The sequence below is a fragment of the Pontibacter actiniarum genome, from assembly GCF_003585765.1.
GTDB lineage: Bacteria > Bacteroidota > Bacteroidia > Cytophagales > Hymenobacteraceae > Pontibacter > Pontibacter actiniarum.
In genome coordinates this window covers 4,488,029-4,504,054 of record NZ_CP021235.1, presented here as the reverse complement: position 1 = coordinate 4,504,054, position 16,026 = coordinate 4,488,029, and the positions used below count along the sequence as shown (strand labels likewise).

31 protein-coding genes are annotated in these 16,026 nt (G+C 44.1%); all 31 read right to left on the bottom strand.

The genetic code is table 11. The features are described from left to right. Window positions 1-6 precede the first annotated feature (6 nt). The 31 genes from carA to rpsJ all read right to left on the bottom strand — a co-directional run bounded on the left by carA (window position 7) and on the right by rpsJ (window position 16,023). Window positions 7-1,122 carry a glutamine-hydrolyzing carbamoyl-phosphate synthase small subunit gene (gene carA, locus CA264_RS19540; RefSeq protein ID WP_025609083.1) on the bottom strand — a complete coding sequence of 372 codons (1,116 nt, stop codon included), beginning with the start codon at window positions 1,120-1,122 and terminating at the stop codon, window positions 7-9. Between the two features lie 76 nt (window positions 1,123-1,198). Further along, the gene (gene rplQ / locus CA264_RS19535; RefSeq protein ID WP_025609082.1) at window positions 1,199-1,729 is read right to left on the bottom strand and encodes a 50S ribosomal protein L17; all 531 of its coding nucleotides are present in this window, start codon (window positions 1,727-1,729) and stop codon (window positions 1,199-1,201) included. A 72-nt stretch (window positions 1,730-1,801) separates the two neighbouring features. After that, window positions 1,802-2,791 (bottom strand): DNA-directed RNA polymerase subunit alpha, encoded by a 990-nt coding sequence (locus CA264_RS19530; RefSeq protein ID WP_025609080.1) that lies wholly within the window; start codon window positions 2,789-2,791, stop codon window positions 1,802-1,804. Between the two features lie 37 nt (window positions 2,792-2,828). Then, window positions 2,829-3,434 (bottom strand): 30S ribosomal protein S4, encoded by a 606-nt coding sequence (gene rpsD, locus CA264_RS19525; RefSeq protein ID WP_025609079.1) that lies wholly within the window; start codon window positions 3,432-3,434, stop codon window positions 2,829-2,831. Between the two features lie 21 nt (window positions 3,435-3,455). Then, window positions 3,456-3,848 (bottom strand): 30S ribosomal protein S11, encoded by a 393-nt coding sequence (gene rpsK, locus CA264_RS19520; protein WP_025609078.1) that lies wholly within the window; start codon window positions 3,846-3,848, stop codon window positions 3,456-3,458. A gap of 10 nt (window positions 3,849-3,858) precedes the next feature. Next, on the bottom strand, window positions 3,859-4,236 hold the full coding sequence (gene rpsM, locus CA264_RS19515) for a 30S ribosomal protein S13 (RefSeq protein WP_025609077.1): 378 nt from the start codon (window positions 4,234-4,236) through the stop codon (window positions 3,859-3,861). A 9-nt stretch (window positions 4,237-4,245) separates the two neighbouring features. Further along, window positions 4,246-4,362, bottom strand: a complete 117-nt coding sequence (gene rpmJ, locus CA264_RS19510; RefSeq protein WP_007654264.1) for a 50S ribosomal protein L36 — start codon at window positions 4,360-4,362, stop codon at window positions 4,246-4,248. Window positions 4,363-4,366: 4 nt separating this feature from the next. Then, window positions 4,367-4,585: a translation initiation factor IF-1 gene (infA, locus tag CA264_RS19505; RefSeq protein ID WP_025609076.1), complete on the bottom strand. Its 219-nt coding sequence runs from the start codon at window positions 4,583-4,585 to the stop codon at window positions 4,367-4,369. Beyond that, window positions 4,586-5,359 carry a type I methionyl aminopeptidase gene (gene map / locus CA264_RS19500; RefSeq protein WP_025609075.1) on the bottom strand — a complete coding sequence of 258 codons (774 nt, stop codon included), beginning with the start codon at window positions 5,357-5,359 and terminating at the stop codon, window positions 4,586-4,588. Between the two features lie 3 nt (window positions 5,360-5,362). Continuing rightward, complete coding sequence (gene secY, locus CA264_RS19495) at window positions 5,363-6,679, bottom strand: preprotein translocase subunit SecY (RefSeq protein WP_025609074.1); 1,317 nt, start codon at window positions 6,677-6,679, stop codon at window positions 5,363-5,365. 9 nt (window positions 6,680-6,688) lie between these two features. Next, complete coding sequence (gene rplO, locus CA264_RS19490; RefSeq protein WP_025609073.1) at window positions 6,689-7,135, bottom strand: 50S ribosomal protein L15; 447 nt, start codon at window positions 7,133-7,135, stop codon at window positions 6,689-6,691. Between the two features lie 2 nt (window positions 7,136-7,137). Next, window positions 7,138-7,317, bottom strand: a complete 180-nt coding sequence (gene rpmD / locus CA264_RS19485) for a 50S ribosomal protein L30 (RefSeq protein WP_025609071.1) — start codon at window positions 7,315-7,317, stop codon at window positions 7,138-7,140. A gap of 5 nt (window positions 7,318-7,322) precedes the next feature. Beyond that, window positions 7,323-7,841, bottom strand: a complete 519-nt coding sequence (gene rpsE, locus CA264_RS19480) for a 30S ribosomal protein S5 (RefSeq protein WP_025609069.1) — start codon at window positions 7,839-7,841, stop codon at window positions 7,323-7,325. A gap of 5 nt (window positions 7,842-7,846) precedes the next feature. Next, a complete protein-coding gene (gene rplR, locus CA264_RS19475) occupies window positions 7,847-8,194 on the bottom strand; it encodes a 50S ribosomal protein L18 (protein ID WP_025609068.1) in 348 nt (115 codons plus the stop codon). Between the two features lie 8 nt (window positions 8,195-8,202). Next, entirely contained in the window at window positions 8,203-8,757 is a 555-nt protein-coding gene (gene rplF / locus CA264_RS19470; protein WP_025609067.1) for a 50S ribosomal protein L6, read from the bottom strand. A 14-nt stretch (window positions 8,758-8,771) separates the two neighbouring features. Continuing rightward, entirely contained in the window at window positions 8,772-9,170 is a 399-nt protein-coding gene (rpsH, locus tag CA264_RS19465) for a 30S ribosomal protein S8 (protein ID WP_025609066.1), read from the bottom strand. An 89-nt stretch (window positions 9,171-9,259) separates the two neighbouring features. Beyond that, on the bottom strand, window positions 9,260-9,529 hold the full coding sequence (gene rpsN, locus CA264_RS19460; protein ID WP_025609064.1) for a 30S ribosomal protein S14: 270 nt from the start codon (window positions 9,527-9,529) through the stop codon (window positions 9,260-9,262). 2 nt (window positions 9,530-9,531) lie between these two features. Next, window positions 9,532-10,086 carry a 50S ribosomal protein L5 gene (gene rplE / locus CA264_RS19455; protein ID WP_025609063.1) on the bottom strand — a complete coding sequence of 185 codons (555 nt, stop codon included), beginning with the start codon at window positions 10,084-10,086 and terminating at the stop codon, window positions 9,532-9,534. Window position 10,087: 1 nt separating this feature from the next. Further along, window positions 10,088-10,411 carry a 50S ribosomal protein L24 gene (rplX, locus tag CA264_RS19450; protein ID WP_025609062.1) on the bottom strand — a complete coding sequence of 108 codons (324 nt, stop codon included), beginning with the start codon at window positions 10,409-10,411 and terminating at the stop codon, window positions 10,088-10,090. 18 nt (window positions 10,412-10,429) lie between these two features. After that, window positions 10,430-10,798 (bottom strand): 50S ribosomal protein L14, encoded by a 369-nt coding sequence (gene rplN, locus CA264_RS19445; RefSeq protein ID WP_025609061.1) that lies wholly within the window; start codon window positions 10,796-10,798, stop codon window positions 10,430-10,432. Between the two features lies 1 nt (window position 10,799). Continuing rightward, window positions 10,800-11,054: a 30S ribosomal protein S17 gene (gene rpsQ / locus CA264_RS19440; RefSeq protein WP_025609060.1), complete on the bottom strand. Its 255-nt coding sequence runs from the start codon at window positions 11,052-11,054 to the stop codon at window positions 10,800-10,802. A gap of 14 nt (window positions 11,055-11,068) precedes the next feature. Continuing rightward, entirely contained in the window at window positions 11,069-11,269 is a 201-nt protein-coding gene (gene rpmC / locus CA264_RS19435) for a 50S ribosomal protein L29 (RefSeq protein ID WP_025609059.1), read from the bottom strand. Window position 11,270: 1 nt separating this feature from the next. Then, window positions 11,271-11,693, bottom strand: coding sequence for a 50S ribosomal protein L16 (gene rplP, locus CA264_RS19430; protein ID WP_025609058.1), 423 nt, complete (start codon window positions 11,691-11,693; stop codon window positions 11,271-11,273). A 29-nt stretch (window positions 11,694-11,722) separates the two neighbouring features. Continuing rightward, window positions 11,723-12,484: a 30S ribosomal protein S3 gene (rpsC, locus tag CA264_RS19425; RefSeq protein WP_025609057.1), complete on the bottom strand. Its 762-nt coding sequence runs from the start codon at window positions 12,482-12,484 to the stop codon at window positions 11,723-11,725. A gap of 5 nt (window positions 12,485-12,489) precedes the next feature. Then, window positions 12,490-12,885 (bottom strand): 50S ribosomal protein L22, encoded by a 396-nt coding sequence (rplV, locus tag CA264_RS19420; RefSeq protein ID WP_025609056.1) that lies wholly within the window; start codon window positions 12,883-12,885, stop codon window positions 12,490-12,492. A 2-nt stretch (window positions 12,886-12,887) separates the two neighbouring features. Beyond that, complete coding sequence (rpsS, locus tag CA264_RS19415; RefSeq protein WP_025609055.1) at window positions 12,888-13,166, bottom strand: 30S ribosomal protein S19; 279 nt, start codon at window positions 13,164-13,166, stop codon at window positions 12,888-12,890. Continuing rightward, window positions 13,167-13,994 (bottom strand): 50S ribosomal protein L2, encoded by an 828-nt coding sequence (gene rplB, locus CA264_RS19410; RefSeq protein WP_025609054.1) that lies wholly within the window; start codon window positions 13,992-13,994, stop codon window positions 13,167-13,169. Window positions 13,995-14,004: 10 nt separating this feature from the next. Further along, complete coding sequence (gene rplW / locus CA264_RS19405; RefSeq protein WP_025609053.1) at window positions 14,005-14,292, bottom strand: 50S ribosomal protein L23; 288 nt, start codon at window positions 14,290-14,292, stop codon at window positions 14,005-14,007. After that, a complete protein-coding gene (gene rplD, locus CA264_RS19400) occupies window positions 14,292-14,921 on the bottom strand; it encodes a 50S ribosomal protein L4 (RefSeq protein WP_025609052.1) in 630 nt (209 codons plus the stop codon). The genes rplW and rplD overlap by 1 nt, the downstream gene beginning before the upstream one ends. Window position 14,922: 1 nt before the next feature. Continuing rightward, complete coding sequence (rplC, locus tag CA264_RS19395; protein ID WP_025609051.1) at window positions 14,923-15,540, bottom strand: 50S ribosomal protein L3; 618 nt, start codon at window positions 15,538-15,540, stop codon at window positions 14,923-14,925. 177 nt (window positions 15,541-15,717) lie between these two features. Beyond that, entirely contained in the window at window positions 15,718-16,023 is a 306-nt protein-coding gene (rpsJ, locus tag CA264_RS19390) for a 30S ribosomal protein S10 (protein WP_007654312.1), read from the bottom strand. Window positions 16,024-16,026: the final 3 nt, after the last annotated feature.

The following is a 16,026-nucleotide window of genomic DNA, read 5'->3' as shown; positions in this document are numbered from 1 at the left end:
CTATAGTTATACTTTGTTTTTACTCTTTTCTAACAGCGCCACAAACTCATCGAACAAGTACGTGGAGTCGTGTGGCCCTGGAGAAGACTCCGGGTGGTACTGCACGGAGAAGGCCGGTTTGGTGCGCATCCGCATGCCTTCTACCGTATTATCGTTCAGGTTGATATGGGTAATCTCTACATCCGGGTGATTCTTGAGCTGCTCCGCATCCACAACGAAACCGTGGTTCTGGCTTGTTATTTCGCTCTTGCCCGTCAGCAGGTTCTTCACGGGCTGGTTAAGGCCCCTGTGCCCGTTATGCATCTTATAGGTTGCAATGCCGTTTGCCTGCGCCAGAATCTGGTGGCCCATGCAAATACCAAACATAGGTCTGTCTCGCTCCAGTATCTGCTTCACGCTTTGCACAGCATGTTTGGTAGCAGCAGGGTCTCCCGGGCCATTCGAGATGAAATACCCGTCCGGATTCCATTTCTCCATTTCTTCAAAGGGAGTGTTATAAGGGAACACCTTCACCTCGCAGCCGCGCTGCATAAAGTTGTTCAGGCTGTTTCTCTTCACTCCCAGGTCAAGTACCGCCACTCTGAACTTCACCTCTTCAGGCTTTAAGTGGTACTCATCCGGCGTGCTTACGTGCGAAGACAGCTCCAGGCCGTCCATCGATGGCACTTCAGCTAGCATTTTACGCAGTTGCTCCACATCTGTTATTTCAGAAGAGACAATCGCATTCATGGCGCCCTTATCACGGATATGGCGCACCAGGGCACGGGTGTCGATTTCGCAGATGCCGACTACGCCCGCTTTCTCAAAGTAATCCTGCAGCGAGCCTTCAGCCGTTTTGCGGGAAAAATGGTGAGAGAACTCTTTACAGACCAGCCCGCTGATCTGTACTTTGCCAGACTCCACTTCCTGGTGCTGCACACCGTAGTTGCCGACATGAGACACGGTGGTAACCACCAGCTGCCCATAGTAGGAAGGGTCGGTAAAGATTTCCTGGTAACCGGTCATACCAGTGTTAAAGCAAAGCTCACCACCCGAAGTACCGATGCGGCCCAAGCTTTTTCCCTTATACACGGTTCCGTCTTCCAGAAGAAGGATTGCTTCAGAGGATGTATGTTTTTTCATGATAAAGATTTATTACAAACATAAAAAAAGGGACACGACTTACGTCATGTCCCTTTAAAATATTTAAAGACAAAGCTTATTCAGCATTTTTCGTCTCTTCGTTAGAATCGTTAGACTCAGCAGGAGCTTCAGTAGCCTCTGTTGCTGTTGTAGTTTCAGCAGCAGTGTCCTCAGCTTTCTTCTTACCACCACGGCGACGCGTTTTCTTCGCACCAGCAGCAGCAGTACCAGTTGTAGCCAGCATATCCTCGTTGTAGTCTACCAGTTCGATCACACACATTTCTGCGTTGTCACCCAGTCTGTAGCCAGTCTTCAGGATACGAGTGTAACCACCTGGTCTGTTAGCGATTTTAACAGATACTTCGTCAAAAAGCTCCTTAACAGACTCTTTGTTCTGAAGATAAGCAAAAACTGTTCTTCTAGAGTGCGTTGTGTCGCTCTTTGATTTTGTTAGCAAAGGCTCTACGTACTTACGAAGTGCTTTAGCCTTGGCCACTGTTGTAGAAAGACGCTTGTGCAGAATAAGGGATGATGCCATGTTAGACAGCATTGCCTTACGGTGTGAAGCAGTTCTTCCTAAGTGATTGATTTTTTTACCGTGTCTCATTATATTGATTGTGCACGTGCATACCGTCGATCAACCAGTGAAGGGATCGGGAATTATGCCGTAGGATTAAAATTAATCTTCCTCTAATTTATACTTAGAAAGGTCCATACCGAAAGTCAAACCTTTCTCCTGAACTAGGTTCTCTAACTCAGTCAACGACTTCTTACCGAAGTTTCTGAACTTCATCATGTCGGCGATGTCCAGCTGCACCAGGTCACCGAGCGTTTTGATGTCGGCAGCCTTAAGGCAGTTGTACGCACGAACCGAAAGGTCCATATCCTGTAGAGGCGTCTTCAGGACCTTGCGCATGTGAAGAAGTTCTTCGTCCACAGCCTCCTCCTCTTCAGGCTTGGCTGTTTCGAAAGTCATTGTATTGTCGGAGAACAGCATGAAGTGCTGTATCAGGATGTTAGCAGCACCCTTCAAAGCATCCTCAGGATGAATAGAGCCGTCTGTCTGTATGTCAAGAACAAGTTTCTCGTAGTCGGTTTTTTGCTCCACACGGGTGTTCTCAACACTAAACTTCACGTTTTTGATAGGCGTGTAGATGGCGTCGATAAAAATCTGTCCGAATACCTGATCCAGTGGCTTATTCTCTTCAGCAGGCACGTAACCGCGGCCTTTCTGAATCGTCATCTCGATTTCGAAGTTGATGCTTGGGTCCAGGTGGCAAATTACCAGCTCTGGGTTCAGCACCTCGAAGCTCGAAGTGAAGTTATTGATATCACCAGCTTTGAAAGTATCCTGACCACTGATAGAAACAGTGATTTTTTCGTCTACAACTTCGCTAATCTTCTTAAAGCGAGCCATCTTCAGGTTCAGGATCACATCAGATACATCCTCAACCACTCCTTCAACAGACGAGAACTCATGCAATACACCACCTATGCGAATGCTGGTAATGGCGTATCCCTCTAAAGAAGAAAGAAGGATTCTGCGCAGCGCATTACCAATGGTTACCCCGTAACCTTTTTCAAGCGGCTTGAATTCAAATAAACCATGAAAGTCGTCGGCTTTTTCCATTACAACTTTCTCTGGCATTTGAAATGCTAATATTGACATACTTGCAGTGTTAAAGGTTATAAATTGATTAAGCTGCTTACTTAGAGTAAAGCTCGACGATCAGCTGCTCCTGAATCTTCTCAGGTATTTGCTCTCTCTCAGGAGTAGCGATAAACTTACCAGCCATCTCGTTAGCATCCCACTCTAACCAGCCAAACTGACGTGCATTGCGAACAGTTAAGCTAGTCGTGATCGCCTCAAGTGATTTAGACTTCTCACGTACAGCTACAACATCACCTACTTTCAAAGAGTAAGAGGCGATGTTCACAACCTCACCGTTAACCAGGATATGCTTGTGCAACACCAGCTGACGAGCAGCTCTTCTTGTTGGAGCAATACCTAAACGGTACACAGTGTTGTCCAGTCTGGACTCCAGAAGGGCCAAAAGGTTTTCACCTGTGATGCCACCTCTTCTGTGCGCTTTTTCGAAAAGATTAGCGAACTGCTTCTCCAGAACGCCGTATATATATTTAGCTTTTTGCTTTTCAGCAAGCTGAATAGCGTATTCAGACAATTTCTTGCGGCGGCCACGACCGTGCTGCCCTGGAGGATAGCTTTTCTTTTTCAGCGCCTTGCTTGGGCCAAAAATCTCCTCATTGAAACGTCTTGAGATTTTACTCTTAGGACCAGTATATCTTGCCATTTTTACTTCTCTTTTTAGAAATTAAACTCTTCTGCGTTTTGGTGGACGGCAACCGTTGTGCGGTAACGGCGTAACATCTTTAATCGTCGTTACTTCAATACCAGTGTTCTGTACCGTACGGATGGCAGACTCTCTACCTGCACCAGGACCTTTAACAAAAACCTCTGCTTTGCGCATGCCAAGGTCATAAGCAACCTTAGCGCAGTCTGAAGCAGCCATTTGTGCAGCATAAGGAGTGTTCTTCTTAGAACCCTTAAAGCCCATTTTACCAGCAGAAGCCCAAGAGATTACTTGACCTGCGTTATTGGTTACTGATATAATAATGTTGTTGAAAGAAGCTTTGATGTGTACTTGGCCAGTAGGTTCAACAACTACTACACGCTTTTTAGCTTTATCTTTTCTTTTCTGAGCCATGATCTAATGATTATTTAGAAGCCTTCTTCTTGTTTGCAACTGTCTTACGCTTACCTTTTCTCGTGCGAGAGTTGTTTTTGGTACGCTGACCACGTACTGGCAAGCCTTTACGGTGTCTTAAACCACGGTAGCAACCAATGTCGAGAAGACGCTTAATGTGCAGCTGAACCTCAGAACGCAAAACACCTTCGGTTTTGATTTCTGCAGCAATCACATTTCTAATTTCACCGGCTTCATCCTCAGTCCAGTCTTTTACCTTTTTGTCAAGATCCACCCCGGCTTTGCTCAAAATCTGCTTAGAAAGGCTGCGACCGATACCATAAATGTATGTCAGTGCGATTTCACCTCTCTTGTTATCCGGAATATCTACTCCTGCTATTCTAGCCATAAAAATAAATTAACCTTGTCTTTGTTTATATCTTGGATTCTTTTTGTTGATAACATAAAGCTTCCCCTTGCGGCGGATCACTTTACATTCAGCACTTCTCTTTTTTACTGATGCTTTAACTTTCATGGATTTATTTATATCGGTAAACAATTCTGCCTTTGGTAAGGTCATAGGGAGACATCTCCAACTTTACTCTGTCGCCTGGTAAAATTTTAATGTAATTCATACGCATTTTACCTGAGATGTGAGCCACTACCTGATGACCATTCTCAAGCTCAACTCGAAACATGGCGTTTGATAAAGCCTCTACAATAGTTCCGTCTTGCTCTATGGACGACTGTTTTGCCATTTATGAATTTTTAGCTTGTTCTATATATTCAAAAGTTGTTAAAATCTCAGCTTTGTCCTTCCGTACAACTACTGTATGCTCGAAATGAGCGGATGGCATGTTGTCTTTGGTTCGGATGGTCCAACCGTCCTCTTCCTGTACAATATGCCGCGTACCGAGATTTACCATGGGTTCAATTGCAATAACCAAACCATTCTGCAGTTTAACTCCCTGACCGCGCTTTCCGTAGTTGGGCACTTCAGGGGATTCATGCAGGCTTCGCCCGATTCCGTGGCCAACCAACTCCCGAACAACAGTAAAGCCAGCGGCTTCGGCATGTTCCTGAATTGAGAAGCCTACATCACCCAAACGACTTCCTACTACAGCTTTCTCAATTCCCTTGTACAAAGACTCCTTCGTTACATCGAGAAGCTTTTGCACTTCAGGCTTTACATTGCCTACTGCATGTGTATAGGCAGAGTCGCTGTGAAACCCGTTCTTATAAACTCCACAGTCAACAGAAATTACATCTCCATCGTTCAATGTGTAGTTACTAGGAAATCCGTGCACTACTACTGAATTAACAGAGATGCACAGACTGTAGGGAAAACCATTATAGTCTTTGAAAGATGGCTTTCCGCCATGATCCTGAATGAACTCCTCTGCTGCCTTGTCTAAGGCTAAGGTAGAAACACCAGGCTTTATAAGACGAGCAATTTCGCCATGTGCTTTGCCTAATATCAAAGCACTTTGGCGAATTAGCTCAATTTCTTCTTCAGTTTTATAAAATACCATTGATTAAGATACCATCGCTATGTTTTCTGTTCTGCCACGTAGCTTTCCAGATTTCATCATGCCGTCATAGTGTCTCATCAACAGGTAACTTTCAACTTGCTGCAGTGTATCCAGTACAACACCAACCATAATGATCAGGGAGGTACCGCCAAAGAATTGTGAAAACTCTCTGGTTACGCCAAGCAACATGGCAATAGACGGGAAGATGGCAACAAGCGCAAGATAGATAGCTCCAGGGAGCGTGATTCTTGTCAAGATAGCATCAATGTACTCTGAAGTAGCTCTCCCCGGCTTAACACCTGGGACAAACCCGCCACTACGTTTCAAATCATCGGCGATCTGGTTTGGGTTCACACTGATGGCCGTATAGAAATACGTGAACACCAGGATTAACAAACCGAACACCAGGTTATACTGCCAAGACGTGAAGTCAGAGAAAGTAGAACCGATATAGTTAGCTGTTTCACTAGAGTCAGCCCAAATAGAGGCTAACATCGAAGGCAGGAACATCAGTGACTGCGCGAAAATGATAGGCATTACACCCGCCGCATTCACTTTCAAAGGAATGAACTGACGCTGGCCACTGTAAAGTGAGCTGGTGCCTACTTGCTTGGCATACTGCACAGGGATACGGCGTATCGCCTGCGTCAGCATCACCACTGACATTACTACAAAGAACAGAACAATCAGCTCAAACAAAAATAGGAGTGCTCCATTTAACTGCTTAGAGAGGAACTCGGCTACGATCGCACCAGGGAACCTGGACACAATGCCGATCATGATAAGCATGGAAATACCGTTACCAATCCCCTTATCCGTTATTTTCTCTCCTAACCACATACAGAAGATGGTGCCCGAGGTGAGCACAATCATGGACGTGATGGTGAACAACGTGGTGTTGATAGCGATAGCCTCCGCGTTAATGGTCGCAACAAAGCCTACTGCCTGAGCCAGTGTGATAATAATTGTCAGAACGCGAGTGATCTGGTTGATTTTCTTTCTACCAGATTCACCCTCCTTCTGCATTTTTTGAAAATATGGTACAGCTATGGTTAGCAGTTGCAGTACGATAGAAGCCGATATATATGGCATAATACCTAACGCAAAGATGGATGCATTGCTAAATGCACCACCTAAGAACGTATCTAATAGACCGAATAAACCAGATGTATTAGCTTGTAGCCGGTTAGGATCTACGCCAGGTAAAACAACATAAGAACCTAATCTGAAAATAGCTATAAAAAACACGGTGTTAAGGATTCTCACCCTTAGGTCTTCTATAGCAAAAATGTTCTTTATAGTTGTTATAAACTTCTTCATACCTATTGATTAGAGAGCAACTGTTTTACCGCCTGCTTTTTCAATTGATGATGACGCAGTTCCCGAGAAAGCATGAGCGTGCACTTCAACAGCCTTACTAACCTCTCCTCTGCCCAAAATCTTAACTTTATCGTTTTTAGAAACTAAACCGTGCGCCTTGAAGAAATCAAAGTTCATGACAGTTTCGTTTGTAGACTCCGCTAGAGACTGAATAACATCTAAGTTGATAGCTTTGTATTCAACACGGTTGATGTTTTTAAAGCCATACTTAGGTACACGTCTCTGCAGTGGCATTTGACCACCTTCGAAGCCGGCCTTTTGCGAATAGCCAGAACGGGATTTAGCACCTTTATGTCCACGAGTAGAAGTACCACCTCTACCTGAACCAGTACCTCTACCAATTCTCTTTCTGTTTTTTACAGAGCCTTCTGCAGGTTTTAAAGAATGTAAGTACATGATTATTGTTCTTTTACTTCTACTAAATGCTGGACTTTCTTTACCATACCAGCAATCTGAGGAGTATACTCAACAGATACTGATTTGCTTATCTTACCTAATCCTAAAGCTTGAATAGTACGCTTCTGAGATTGAGGCTTGTCGATAATGCTCTTAACTTGAGTGATAGTTACTTTAGCCATTTCAATTATCCGTTGAATACTTTCTGCAAATTAACACCACGTTGCTGAGCAACTGCCAAAGGATCGCGCATTTTAGAAAGAGCGTCAAAAGTTGCCTTCACCACGTTGTGTGGGTTAGAAGATCCTTTTGACTTGCAAAGTACGTCTTTGATACCGGCACTCTCCAGAACAGCACGCATTGCACCACCGGCGATAACTCCAGTACCTGGAGCAGCTGGCTTAACAAGTACGAAACCACCAGAGTATTTGCCCTCAATAGCATGAGGAACAGTGTTATGGTATACAGGTACCTTTACAAGGTTTTTCTTTGCGTCATCAATACCTTTAGCGATTGCATCGGTTACCTCGTTGGCTTTGCCAAGACCGTAACCTACAACGCCATTTCCATCACCTACTACCACGATGGCGGCGAAGCTAAATCTTCTACCACCTTTTACAACCTTGGCTACACGGTTAATGGCTACGACTTTCTCTTTGAGTTCGATTTCGCTCGCCTTTACGCTACGTATATTATTCTTCAACATAATTTTTAGAATTTAAGGCCTGCTTCACGAGCGCCTTCTGCCAATGATTTTACTTTACCGTGATATAGGTAACCGTTACGATCGAAAACAACCTGGTTGATTCCTTTTGCCAGTGCCTGCTCGGCAATAGCTTTACCAACCTTACCAGCTACTTCGATATTCGCTTTTGCATCATCAAGTTTAACTGAAGAGGCAGCCGCTAGTGTCACACCAGTAGTATCATCAACCAACTGCACATAAATAGCTTTGTTGCTACGGAATACAGTCAGCCTTGGCCTTTCAGAAGTACCAGAAATTTTATTTCTGATACCCTTCTTTATTCTTAGTCTTCTGCTTATTTTATTAGTAGACATGATGATGATTATTTAGACGCTGTCTTACCAGCTTTTCTTCTGATTACTTCACCTACGAAGCGGATACCCTTACCTTTATAAGGCTCTACCTTACGCAGCGATCTTATTTTTGCGGCAACCTGACCGATAAGTTGTTTATCGTTGCTCTCAAGTGTCACAATTGGGTTCTTACCTTTCTCAGTAACTGCTGTAGCAGAAACCTCGGCTGGCAAGCTCATGAAAATGTTGTGAGAGTAACCCAAAGACAGCTCAAGGACGTTACCTTGCACAGTTGCTTTGTAACCAACGCCTACTAGCTCCAGCTGCTCTTTGTAGCCTTCGCTAACACCAACAACCATGTTATTGATAAGAGATCTGTAAAGACCGTGCATCGCTTTATGGCGCTTCTGCTCGGTAGGGCGATCCACAATAATAGTGTTTTCGTCCTGCTTTACAATCATGTCCTTATCGATAGCAGTAGAAAGTTCGCCTTTAGGGCCTTTCACTGTTACTACATTGTTATCACCAATGGCAACTTGTGTGTTGTTAGGCAGGGTGATTGGCAATTTTCCTATACGTGACATTGTCTATCCTCCTATTAATATACATAACATAACACTTCGCCACCTACATTCAGTGACTTAGCTTCTTTCTCTGTCATTACACCCTTAGATGTAGACAAGATAGCTACACCAAGGCCGTTCAATACTCTTGGCAGGTTTTCGCTACCAGTGTATTTACGAAGCCCTGGCTTACTTACCCTCTCCAGTTTCACAATAGCAGACTGCTTGGTGTTCGGGTTGTACTTCAGAGCTATTTTAATTGTACCTTGTACACTAGAGTCATCAAATTTATAACTTTGAATATACCCTTTGTCGTACAATACTTTGGTAATCTCTTTTTTTATCTTGCTAGATGGTATTTCAACTATTCTGTGGCTCGCTTTGATGGCGTTGCGCACTCTAGTTAAATAATCTGCTATTGGATCTGAGTTCATTATGAATAAATTGAATAATGAATGCTTTATCTAAGCGAGGGGCAAAGATACAAATATCTTTTTATGATTCTTAATGAGTTAAGAAAAAATTACCAGCTCGACTTTGTTACACCAGGAATTTTACCCATAACTGCCAGTTCTCTGAAAACGACACGAGAAATACCAAACTTTCTCATGTAACCTCTCGGTCTTCCGGAGAGCTTGCAACGGTTATGTAATCTTACAGGTGAAGCGTTACGAGGCAGCTTATCCAGCGCCTCGTAGTCTCCTTTGGCTTTTAACTCAGCTCTTTTTGCAGCATATTTTGCAACCAGCTTCTGTCTCTTAAGCTCTCTAGCTTTTACTGATTCTCTCGCCATGGTTATTTCTTGTTATTAGCGAATGGCATACCGAATGCTTTCAGCAGTTCGTAGCTCTCTTCGTCTGTTTTAGCTGTTGTAACAAAAGTAATGTCCATACCTGAGATGGCTTTCACCTTATCGATGCTGATCTCAGGGAAGATGATCTGCTCCTTAACACCCAGCGTGTAGTTACCACGGCCGTCAAAGCCTTTGTCGTTCACACCTCTGAAGTCACGAACACGTGGCAGAGCCACGGTCAAAAGACGATCCAGGAACTCATACATTTTCGCACCACGCAGGGTAACACGAGCACCGATAGGCATACCTTCGCGCAGTTTGAAGTTCGAAACCGACTTCTTGGCGATTGTAGCTACAGCTTTCTGTCCTGTGATGGTAGTGAGTTCCTCCACGCCGATGTCAACCAATTTCTTGTCGGAAACGGCAGAGCCAATTCCCTTGTTGATTGAGATCTTCGTGATCTTTGGCACCTGCATGACGTTCTTATACTGGAACTTCTCTTTCAAGGCAGGCACTACCTCGTTATGATATTTCTCTTTTAATCTTGCAGTTGCCATCTTAGATTACTTCTCCTGTCTTTTTAGAATAACGCTCTGTCTTACCTTCGCTGTTTTTTCTTCTAGCAGTCTTGGTTGCTTCTCCTGATTTAGGGTCTACAAGCGCAACGTTGCTAGCGTGAATAGGAGCTTCTACCTTGTTGATACCGCCCTGTGGGTTGCTAGCACTAGGTTTCTGGTGCTTCGTAACCATGTTAAGGCCTTCAATAGTCACTCTCTGCTTCTCAATGTTTACAGCGATTACGCGGCCAGTCTTTCCGCGCTCGTCACCGGCTATCACTTTAACTGTATCGCCAGTCTTTACATGAAGTTTTTTCTTATTCATCTTAATCTGAATTAGGGGTTAAAGAACTTCAGGTGCTAACGAAACAATCTTCATGAACTGCTTTTCACGAAGTTCACGTGCAACCGGGCCAAAGATACGCGTACCGCGTGGTTCGTTGTTGGCATTCAAAAGAACGGCAGCATTATCGTCAAAACGGATATAAGATCCGTCTTTTCTTCTCACCTCTTTCTTTGTTCTTACAATAACTGCTTTAGAAACAGTTCCTTTCTTAACGTTTCCAGAAGAAAGGGCAGACTTAACAGTTACTACAATTCTGTCACCAACAGAGGCATACTTCTTACCAGTACCGCCCAGTACACGGATGCAAAGGACTTCCTTCGCTCCGCTGTTGTCAGCTACACTTAGTCTTGATTCCTGCTGTATCATCTTATTTAGCCCTTTCTATAATTTCTACTAAACGCCATTTCTTGTTCTTGCTGAGCGGACGCGTTTCCTGAATACGAACAAAGTCACCAATGTTGCATTCGTTGTTTTCGTCGTGAGCCATGAACTTGGTAGACTTGTTAACAAACTTACCGTACATTGGGTGCTTCATTTTACTTTCCACCATCACAGTAACGGACTTGTCCATCTTATTGCTAACAACCTTACCGCTTCTTTCTTTTCTTAGGTTTCTCTCCATGATCTTAATAAGTCTTAAGAGTTAGCTTCTATTTCACGACGACGAATTTCAGTATTCAATCGAGCAATAAGGCGCTTCGTCTCGCGGATTTTCATTGGGTTCTCCAGTGGAGATATAGCATGTGCAAAACGCATGTTCTGCATGTTAGCCTTCTCAGTGTTGAGCTTCTCTTGCAATTCTGCAGTAGATAAAGCTGTTATCTCTGAATTTTTCATTTTATTTCTCAACGTAATCTCTACGTACTACAAACTTTGTTTTAACTGGCAGTTTCTGAGCAGCAAGTCTCAAAGACTCTTTTGCTACTTCAAGAGGCACACCATCAGATTCAAACATGATTGTACCTGGCTTAACAACTGCTACCCAATATTCAGGAGAACCTTTACCCTTACCCATACGCACCTCAGCAGGCTTCTTCGTAACAGGTTTGTCAGGGAAAATACGGATCCAAACTTGACCCTCACGTTTCATCGCTCTTGTCATGGCGATACGGGCTGCCTCAATCTGGCGCGACGTAATCCATGATGCTTCCAGCGATTTTATTGCAAATGAACCAAATGAGATGGTGCTGCCTCTATGAGCCAGACCAGTCACGCGGCCTTTCTGCATTTTTCTATATTTAGTCCTTCTCGGCTGTAACATTTTCTAAAACTTATAATGTTAACACTTAATTATTGACGACGCTTACGCTTAGGGGCACCTTCACCAGCACCTTTTTTGTTGCGGCGGTCGCCACCACGTCTGTCGCCAGAAGCGGCACCAGGTCCTTTGCTGCTCTCCATGCCGGCGTTCGGAGTAAGGTCTTTCTTACCGTAAACCTCGCCTTTGAAGATCCACACTTTGATACCCAGTTTACCATACACTGTCTGTGCTTCAGAAAGAGCGTAGTCGATGTCTGCACGCAGGGTGTGAAGCGGAGTTCTACCTTCTTTGTAGTGTTCCGTTCTAGCCATCTCAGCACCACCAAGGCGGCCTGACACCTGTACTTTGATACCTTCAGCACCTACACGCAGCGCAGAAGCAATTGCCTGCTTCATTGCACGGCGGAAAGAGATACGGGCCTGTAACTGCTGCGCGATAGACTCGCCTACCAGTTTGGCATCAAGCTCCGGACGCTTAATCTCAAAGATATTGATTTGGATATCTTTGTTCGTAAGCTTCTTCAGCTCTTCCTTGATCTTATCTACTTCCTGACCGCCTTTACCGATCACAACACCTGGACGTGCTGTGTTCACAGTGATGGTGATACGCTTAAGCGTTCTTTCGATTATAATTTTAGAAATACCGCCTTTCGGGATACGAGCTAGGATGTACTTTCTAATTTTCTCGTCTTCGATCAGCTTCTCAGCGAAATCTTTGCCGCCATACCAGTTAGAATCCCAACCTTTGATAACACCTAGTCGAAAACCTATCGGATTAACTTTCTGTCCCATAATTCTTACTTGTTGGCTTTTTTAGATTTCTTTGACTGTAGCTTCTCAAGTTGCTCATCAGTCATGCTGTCGATTACTACAGTTACATGGTTAGATCTTTTTCTGATTCTATAACCACGTCCCTGCGGAGCTGGACGGAGACGCTTCAGCATCTTGCCTTCATCAACAAAGATCGTCTTCACATAAAGATTTGCTTCTTCGATGCGAGCGTCTTCGTTTTTCTGCTGCCAGTTTGCTAATGCAGATAAAAGAAGTTTCTCAACTTTGGCTGCACCAGCATTGGCTTCAAATTTCAGAATACCAAGAGCTTTGGATACGCTTTTGCCGCGTACCAAGTCGGCTACCATTCTCATCTTGCGAGGAGAGGTAGGGACGTTGTTAAGTTTTGCTACTGCTTCCATTATTAACGCTTGCCTTTATCTTTCTTAGCAATGTGACCTCTAAAGTTTCTTGTTGGAGCAAATTCACCAAGCTTGTGGCCTACCATGTTTTCAGTCACATAAACCGGGATGAACTTGTTACCATTGTGCACTGCGAATGTGTGACCTACGAAATCCGGAGAAATCATGGATCGGCGTGACCAAGTCTTGATAACAGACTTCTTGCCGGCCTCATTCATCACAGTTACTTTTTTCTCGAGCCTAAAGTCAATATAAGGCCCTTTTTTTAACGATCTAGCCATTTACTTTTTCTTTCCTCTATTAACTATAAGCTTCTCAGAATACTTGTTCTTGTTTCTAGTCTTAAGACCTTTAGAATACAAGCCTTTACGTGAACGTGGGTGACCGCCTGAAGACTTACCTTCACCACCACCCATAGGGTGATCCACTGGGTTCATAGCAACACCACGTACGCGAGGACGCTTACCTAACCATCTGTTACGGCCAGCCTTGCCAAGCTTCACGTTCATGTGTTCAGCGTTGGAAACGGTGCCTACAGTGGCAGAGCAGTTAACAAGTACCATTCTCAGTTCACCTGAAGGAAGTTTGATTGTGGCATAACGACCTTCGCGGGCAACAAGCTGAGCGTAAGAACCAGCACTTCTTGCAAGTGTGGCGCCAGCACCTGGCTGAAGCTCAATGTTGTGAATGATAGTACCTAGAGGAATATCAGAAAGAGGTAAGCAGTTACCTACTTCCGGAGCAATACCAGGGCCTGAGTTTACTACGGTTCCAACCTGTAGTCCTGCAGGAGCGATGATATATGTTTTCTCTCCATCAGCGTAATGAAGCAGCGCAATGCGAGCTGTTCTGTTCGGATCGTACTCGATCGTCTTCACCGTAGCAGGCACACCGTGCTTGGTACGCTTGAAGTCAATCATTCTGTACTTTCTCTTATGACCACCGCCGATGTAGCGCATAGTCATTTTACCTGAGTTGTTACGTCCACCAGATTTTGAGAGGGGTGCCAACAAAGATTTTTCAGGAGTAGTTGCTGTTATTTCATCAAAAGCAGGGGCTACTCTAAATCTTTGACCTGGTGTTATTGGTCTTAACTTTTTTAAAGCCATTTTAACTTAATTATATGCCGCTGTAAAAGTCTATTACTTCACCCTCTTTCAGGGTAACAATTGCCTTTTTGATCAGAGAGGTACGGCCAGTTACAGCGCCAGACTTCGTATACTTCGTCTTCTTCTTGCCAAGAGCGCGCATCGTTGAGATTTTATCAACCGTTACGCCATACATCTTTTCTACCGCCTTCTTGATCTCTACTTTGTTGGCATCTTTCTGTACCTCAAAAGCATATTTACCAACCTCGTGTAAGGCAGCGTATTTCTCTGTAATAATTGGTCTTTTCAGAACGTTCATTATTTCGCGCTAAAGAGGTTTTCTAATTCATTTACTGATTGCTCAACAAGAAGAAGTTTCTCTGTGTTCAGCAGGTCATAGGTATTTACATCCTTCGCAGTAGCAACCTTTACTTTCTGCAGGTTTCTGCCTGAAAGCACGATGTTCTTGTCAGCAGCTGGAAGAACAACGAGTGTTTTGCCAGTAGACTGCAGGTTGTTCAGGATACCTCTGAATTCTTTCGCCTTTGGAGCCTCCATAGAGAAAGCCTCTACCAGCGTCACGCGGTTATCACGTGCCAAAAGAGAAAGGGCAGAAAGACGGGCAACTCTTTTCAGCTTCTTGTTCAGCTTAAAGCTGTAGTTTCTTGGCTTAGGACCGAATACACGACCACCGCCAACGAACACAGGAGACTTTAAGCTACCTGCACGGGCTCCGCCTGTACCTTTTTGCTTCTTGATCTTCTTTGTAGAACCCGCAACTTCGTTACGCTCCTTTGACTTGTGCGTACCTTGTCTTTGGTTTGCCAGGTACTGCTTCACGTCAAGATACATGGCATGCTCGTTTGGCTCAAGACCAAAAATAGCATCAGAAAGAGTAACCTTTCTGCCTGTATCTTCACCTTTAATATTTAATACAGAAAGCTCCATCTTATTTCTCAATTAACACGTAAGAATTTTTGGCACCAGGAACAGAGCCACTAACTACAATAAGGTTTCTATCAGCGACAATGCGCAGTACAGTAAGGTTTTGAATCTTTACTCTGTTACCGCCCATTCTACCCGCCATGCGCATGCCTTTGAATACTCTTGAAGGCCATGAGCAGGCACCGATTGAACCTGGGTGTCTCGCTCTGTTGTGCTGACCGTGGGTCTGGCCGCCAACACCGGCAAAGTTGTGGCGCTTAACAACACCTTGGAAACCTTTACCTTTTGATGTGCCTACTACATCTACGAATTCGCCTTCTACAAACAGGTTGGCATCTACTGTGTCACCCAGGTTGTAAGAAACTCCTTCTACATCAAATTCAGCTACTTTTTTCTTCGGAGCAGTTTTGGCTTTCTCATAATGACCGGCTTCCGCCTTCGTTACTCTCTTGAGTTTCTTGTCACCATAGCCAATCTGCACTGCAGCATAGCCATCATTCTCAACCGTCTTCACCTGAGTAACTACACACGGACCTGCTTGGATAAGCGTTACTGGTGTGTATTTACCATCTGCTGTGAAGAGGCTTGTCATTCCGATTTTTTTACCGATAATTCCAGGCATTCAACTTTTGTTTAGAGATGGATACAATAATTCCTTGCCCCCTATTTTCGCTAAGGGAGTGCAAAGTTAATAATTTTTTGGCAATCTATTCAAGCTTTCTCTAAAATATTTATTGTCAAGCAGGTACAAAAAAAGAGGAGAACTTTCGCTCTCCTCTTCCCTTTTGTTCTGATGCTATCAAACTTTGATCTCAACATCAACGCCGCTTGGCAATTCAAGCTTCATCAACGCATCAACTGTTTTAGAGCTTGTAGAGTAGATATCTACCAATCTCTTGTATGTGCAAAGCTGAAACTGCTCACGAGACTTCTTGTTCACGTGTGGTGAGCGAAGCACTGTAAATTTATCCTTCTCTGTTGGAAGAGGAATAGGACCGCTTACGATGGCACCAGTAGCTTTTACAGCTTTCACAATTTTCTCTGATGACTTGTCCACCAGGTTGTGATCGTAAGACTTAAGCTTTATTCTAATTTTTTGATTCATCTT

Excerpts from the sequence above, each read along its gene's own strand:
- carA (WP_025609083.1), bottom strand. The coding sequence starts at position 1,122 with ATGAAAAAACATACATCCTCTGAAGCAATCCTTCTTCTGGAAGACGGA.
- rplQ (WP_025609082.1), bottom strand. The coding sequence starts at position 1,729 with ATGAGACACGGTAAAAAAATCAATCACTTAGGAAGAACTGCTTCACAC.
- CA264_RS19530 (WP_025609080.1), bottom strand. The coding sequence starts at position 2,791 with ATGTCAATATTAGCATTTCAAATGCCAGAGAAAGTTGTAATGGAAAAA.
- rpsD (WP_025609079.1), bottom strand. The coding sequence starts at position 3,434 with ATGGCAAGATATACTGGTCCTAAGAGTAAAATCTCAAGACGTTTCAAT.
- rpsK (WP_025609078.1), bottom strand. The coding sequence starts at position 3,848 with ATGGCTCAGAAAAGAAAAGATAAAGCTAAAAAGCGTGTAGTAGTTGTT.
- rpsM (WP_025609077.1), bottom strand. The coding sequence starts at position 4,236 with ATGGCTAGAATAGCAGGAGTAGATATTCCGGATAACAAGAGAGGTGAA.
- rpmJ (WP_007654264.1), bottom strand. The coding sequence starts at position 4,362 with ATGAAAGTTAAAGCATCAGTAAAAAAGAGAAGTGCTGAATGTAAAGTG.
- infA (WP_025609076.1), bottom strand. The coding sequence starts at position 4,585 with ATGGCAAAACAGTCGTCCATAGAGCAAGACGGAACTATTGTAGAGGCT.
- map (WP_025609075.1), bottom strand. The coding sequence starts at position 5,359 with ATGGTATTTTATAAAACTGAAGAAGAAATTGAGCTAATTCGCCAAAGT.
- secY (WP_025609074.1), bottom strand. The coding sequence starts at position 6,679 with ATGAAGAAGTTTATAACAACTATAAAGAACATTTTTGCTATAGAAGAC.
- rplO (WP_025609073.1), bottom strand. The coding sequence starts at position 7,135 with ATGTACTTACATTCTTTAAAACCTGCAGAAGGCTCTGTAAAAAACAGA.
- rpmD (WP_025609071.1), bottom strand. The coding sequence starts at position 7,317 with ATGGCTAAAGTAACTATCACTCAAGTTAAGAGCATTATCGACAAGCCT.
- rpsE (WP_025609069.1), bottom strand. The coding sequence starts at position 7,841 with ATGTTGAAGAATAATATACGTAGCGTAAAGGCGAGCGAAATCGAACTC.
- rplR (WP_025609068.1), bottom strand. The coding sequence starts at position 8,194 with ATGTCTACTAATAAAATAAGCAGAAGACTAAGAATAAAGAAGGGTATC.
- rplF (WP_025609067.1), bottom strand. The coding sequence starts at position 8,757 with ATGTCACGTATAGGAAAATTGCCAATCACCCTGCCTAACAACACACAA.
- rpsH (WP_025609066.1), bottom strand. The coding sequence starts at position 9,170 with ATGAACTCAGATCCAATAGCAGATTATTTAACTAGAGTGCGCAACGCC.
- rpsN (WP_025609064.1), bottom strand. The coding sequence starts at position 9,529 with ATGGCGAGAGAATCAGTAAAAGCTAGAGAGCTTAAGAGACAGAAGCTG.
- rplE (WP_025609063.1), bottom strand. The coding sequence starts at position 10,086 with ATGGCAACTGCAAGATTAAAAGAGAAATATCATAACGAGGTAGTGCCT.
- rplX (WP_025609062.1), bottom strand. The coding sequence starts at position 10,411 with ATGAATAAGAAAAAACTTCATGTAAAGACTGGCGATACAGTTAAAGTG.
- rplN (WP_025609061.1), bottom strand. The coding sequence starts at position 10,798 with ATGATACAGCAGGAATCAAGACTAAGTGTAGCTGACAACAGCGGAGCG.
- rpsQ (WP_025609060.1), bottom strand. The coding sequence starts at position 11,054 with ATGGAGAGAAACCTAAGAAAAGAAAGAAGCGGTAAGGTTGTTAGCAAT.
- rpmC (WP_025609059.1), bottom strand. The coding sequence starts at position 11,269 with ATGAAAAATTCAGAGATAACAGCTTTATCTACTGCAGAATTGCAAGAG.
- rplP (WP_025609058.1), bottom strand. The coding sequence starts at position 11,693 with ATGTTACAGCCGAGAAGGACTAAATATAGAAAAATGCAGAAAGGCCGC.
- rpsC (WP_025609057.1), bottom strand. The coding sequence starts at position 12,484 with ATGGGACAGAAAGTTAATCCGATAGGTTTTCGACTAGGTGTTATCAAA.
- rplV (WP_025609056.1), bottom strand. The coding sequence starts at position 12,885 with ATGGAAGCAGTAGCAAAACTTAACAACGTCCCTACCTCTCCTCGCAAG.
- rpsS (WP_025609055.1), bottom strand. The coding sequence starts at position 13,166 with ATGGCTAGATCGTTAAAAAAAGGGCCTTATATTGACTTTAGGCTCGAG.
- rplB (WP_025609054.1), bottom strand. The coding sequence starts at position 13,994 with ATGGCTTTAAAAAAGTTAAGACCAATAACACCAGGTCAAAGATTTAGA.
- rplW (WP_025609053.1), bottom strand. The coding sequence starts at position 14,292 with ATGAACGTTCTGAAAAGACCAATTATTACAGAGAAATACGCTGCCTTA.
- rplD (WP_025609052.1), bottom strand. The coding sequence starts at position 14,921 with ATGGAGCTTTCTGTATTAAATATTAAAGGTGAAGATACAGGCAGAAAG.
- rplC (WP_025609051.1), bottom strand. The coding sequence starts at position 15,540 with ATGCCTGGAATTATCGGTAAAAAAATCGGAATGACAAGCCTCTTCACA.
- rpsJ (WP_007654312.1), bottom strand. The coding sequence starts at position 16,023 with ATGAATCAAAAAATTAGAATAAAGCTTAAGTCTTACGATCACAACCTG.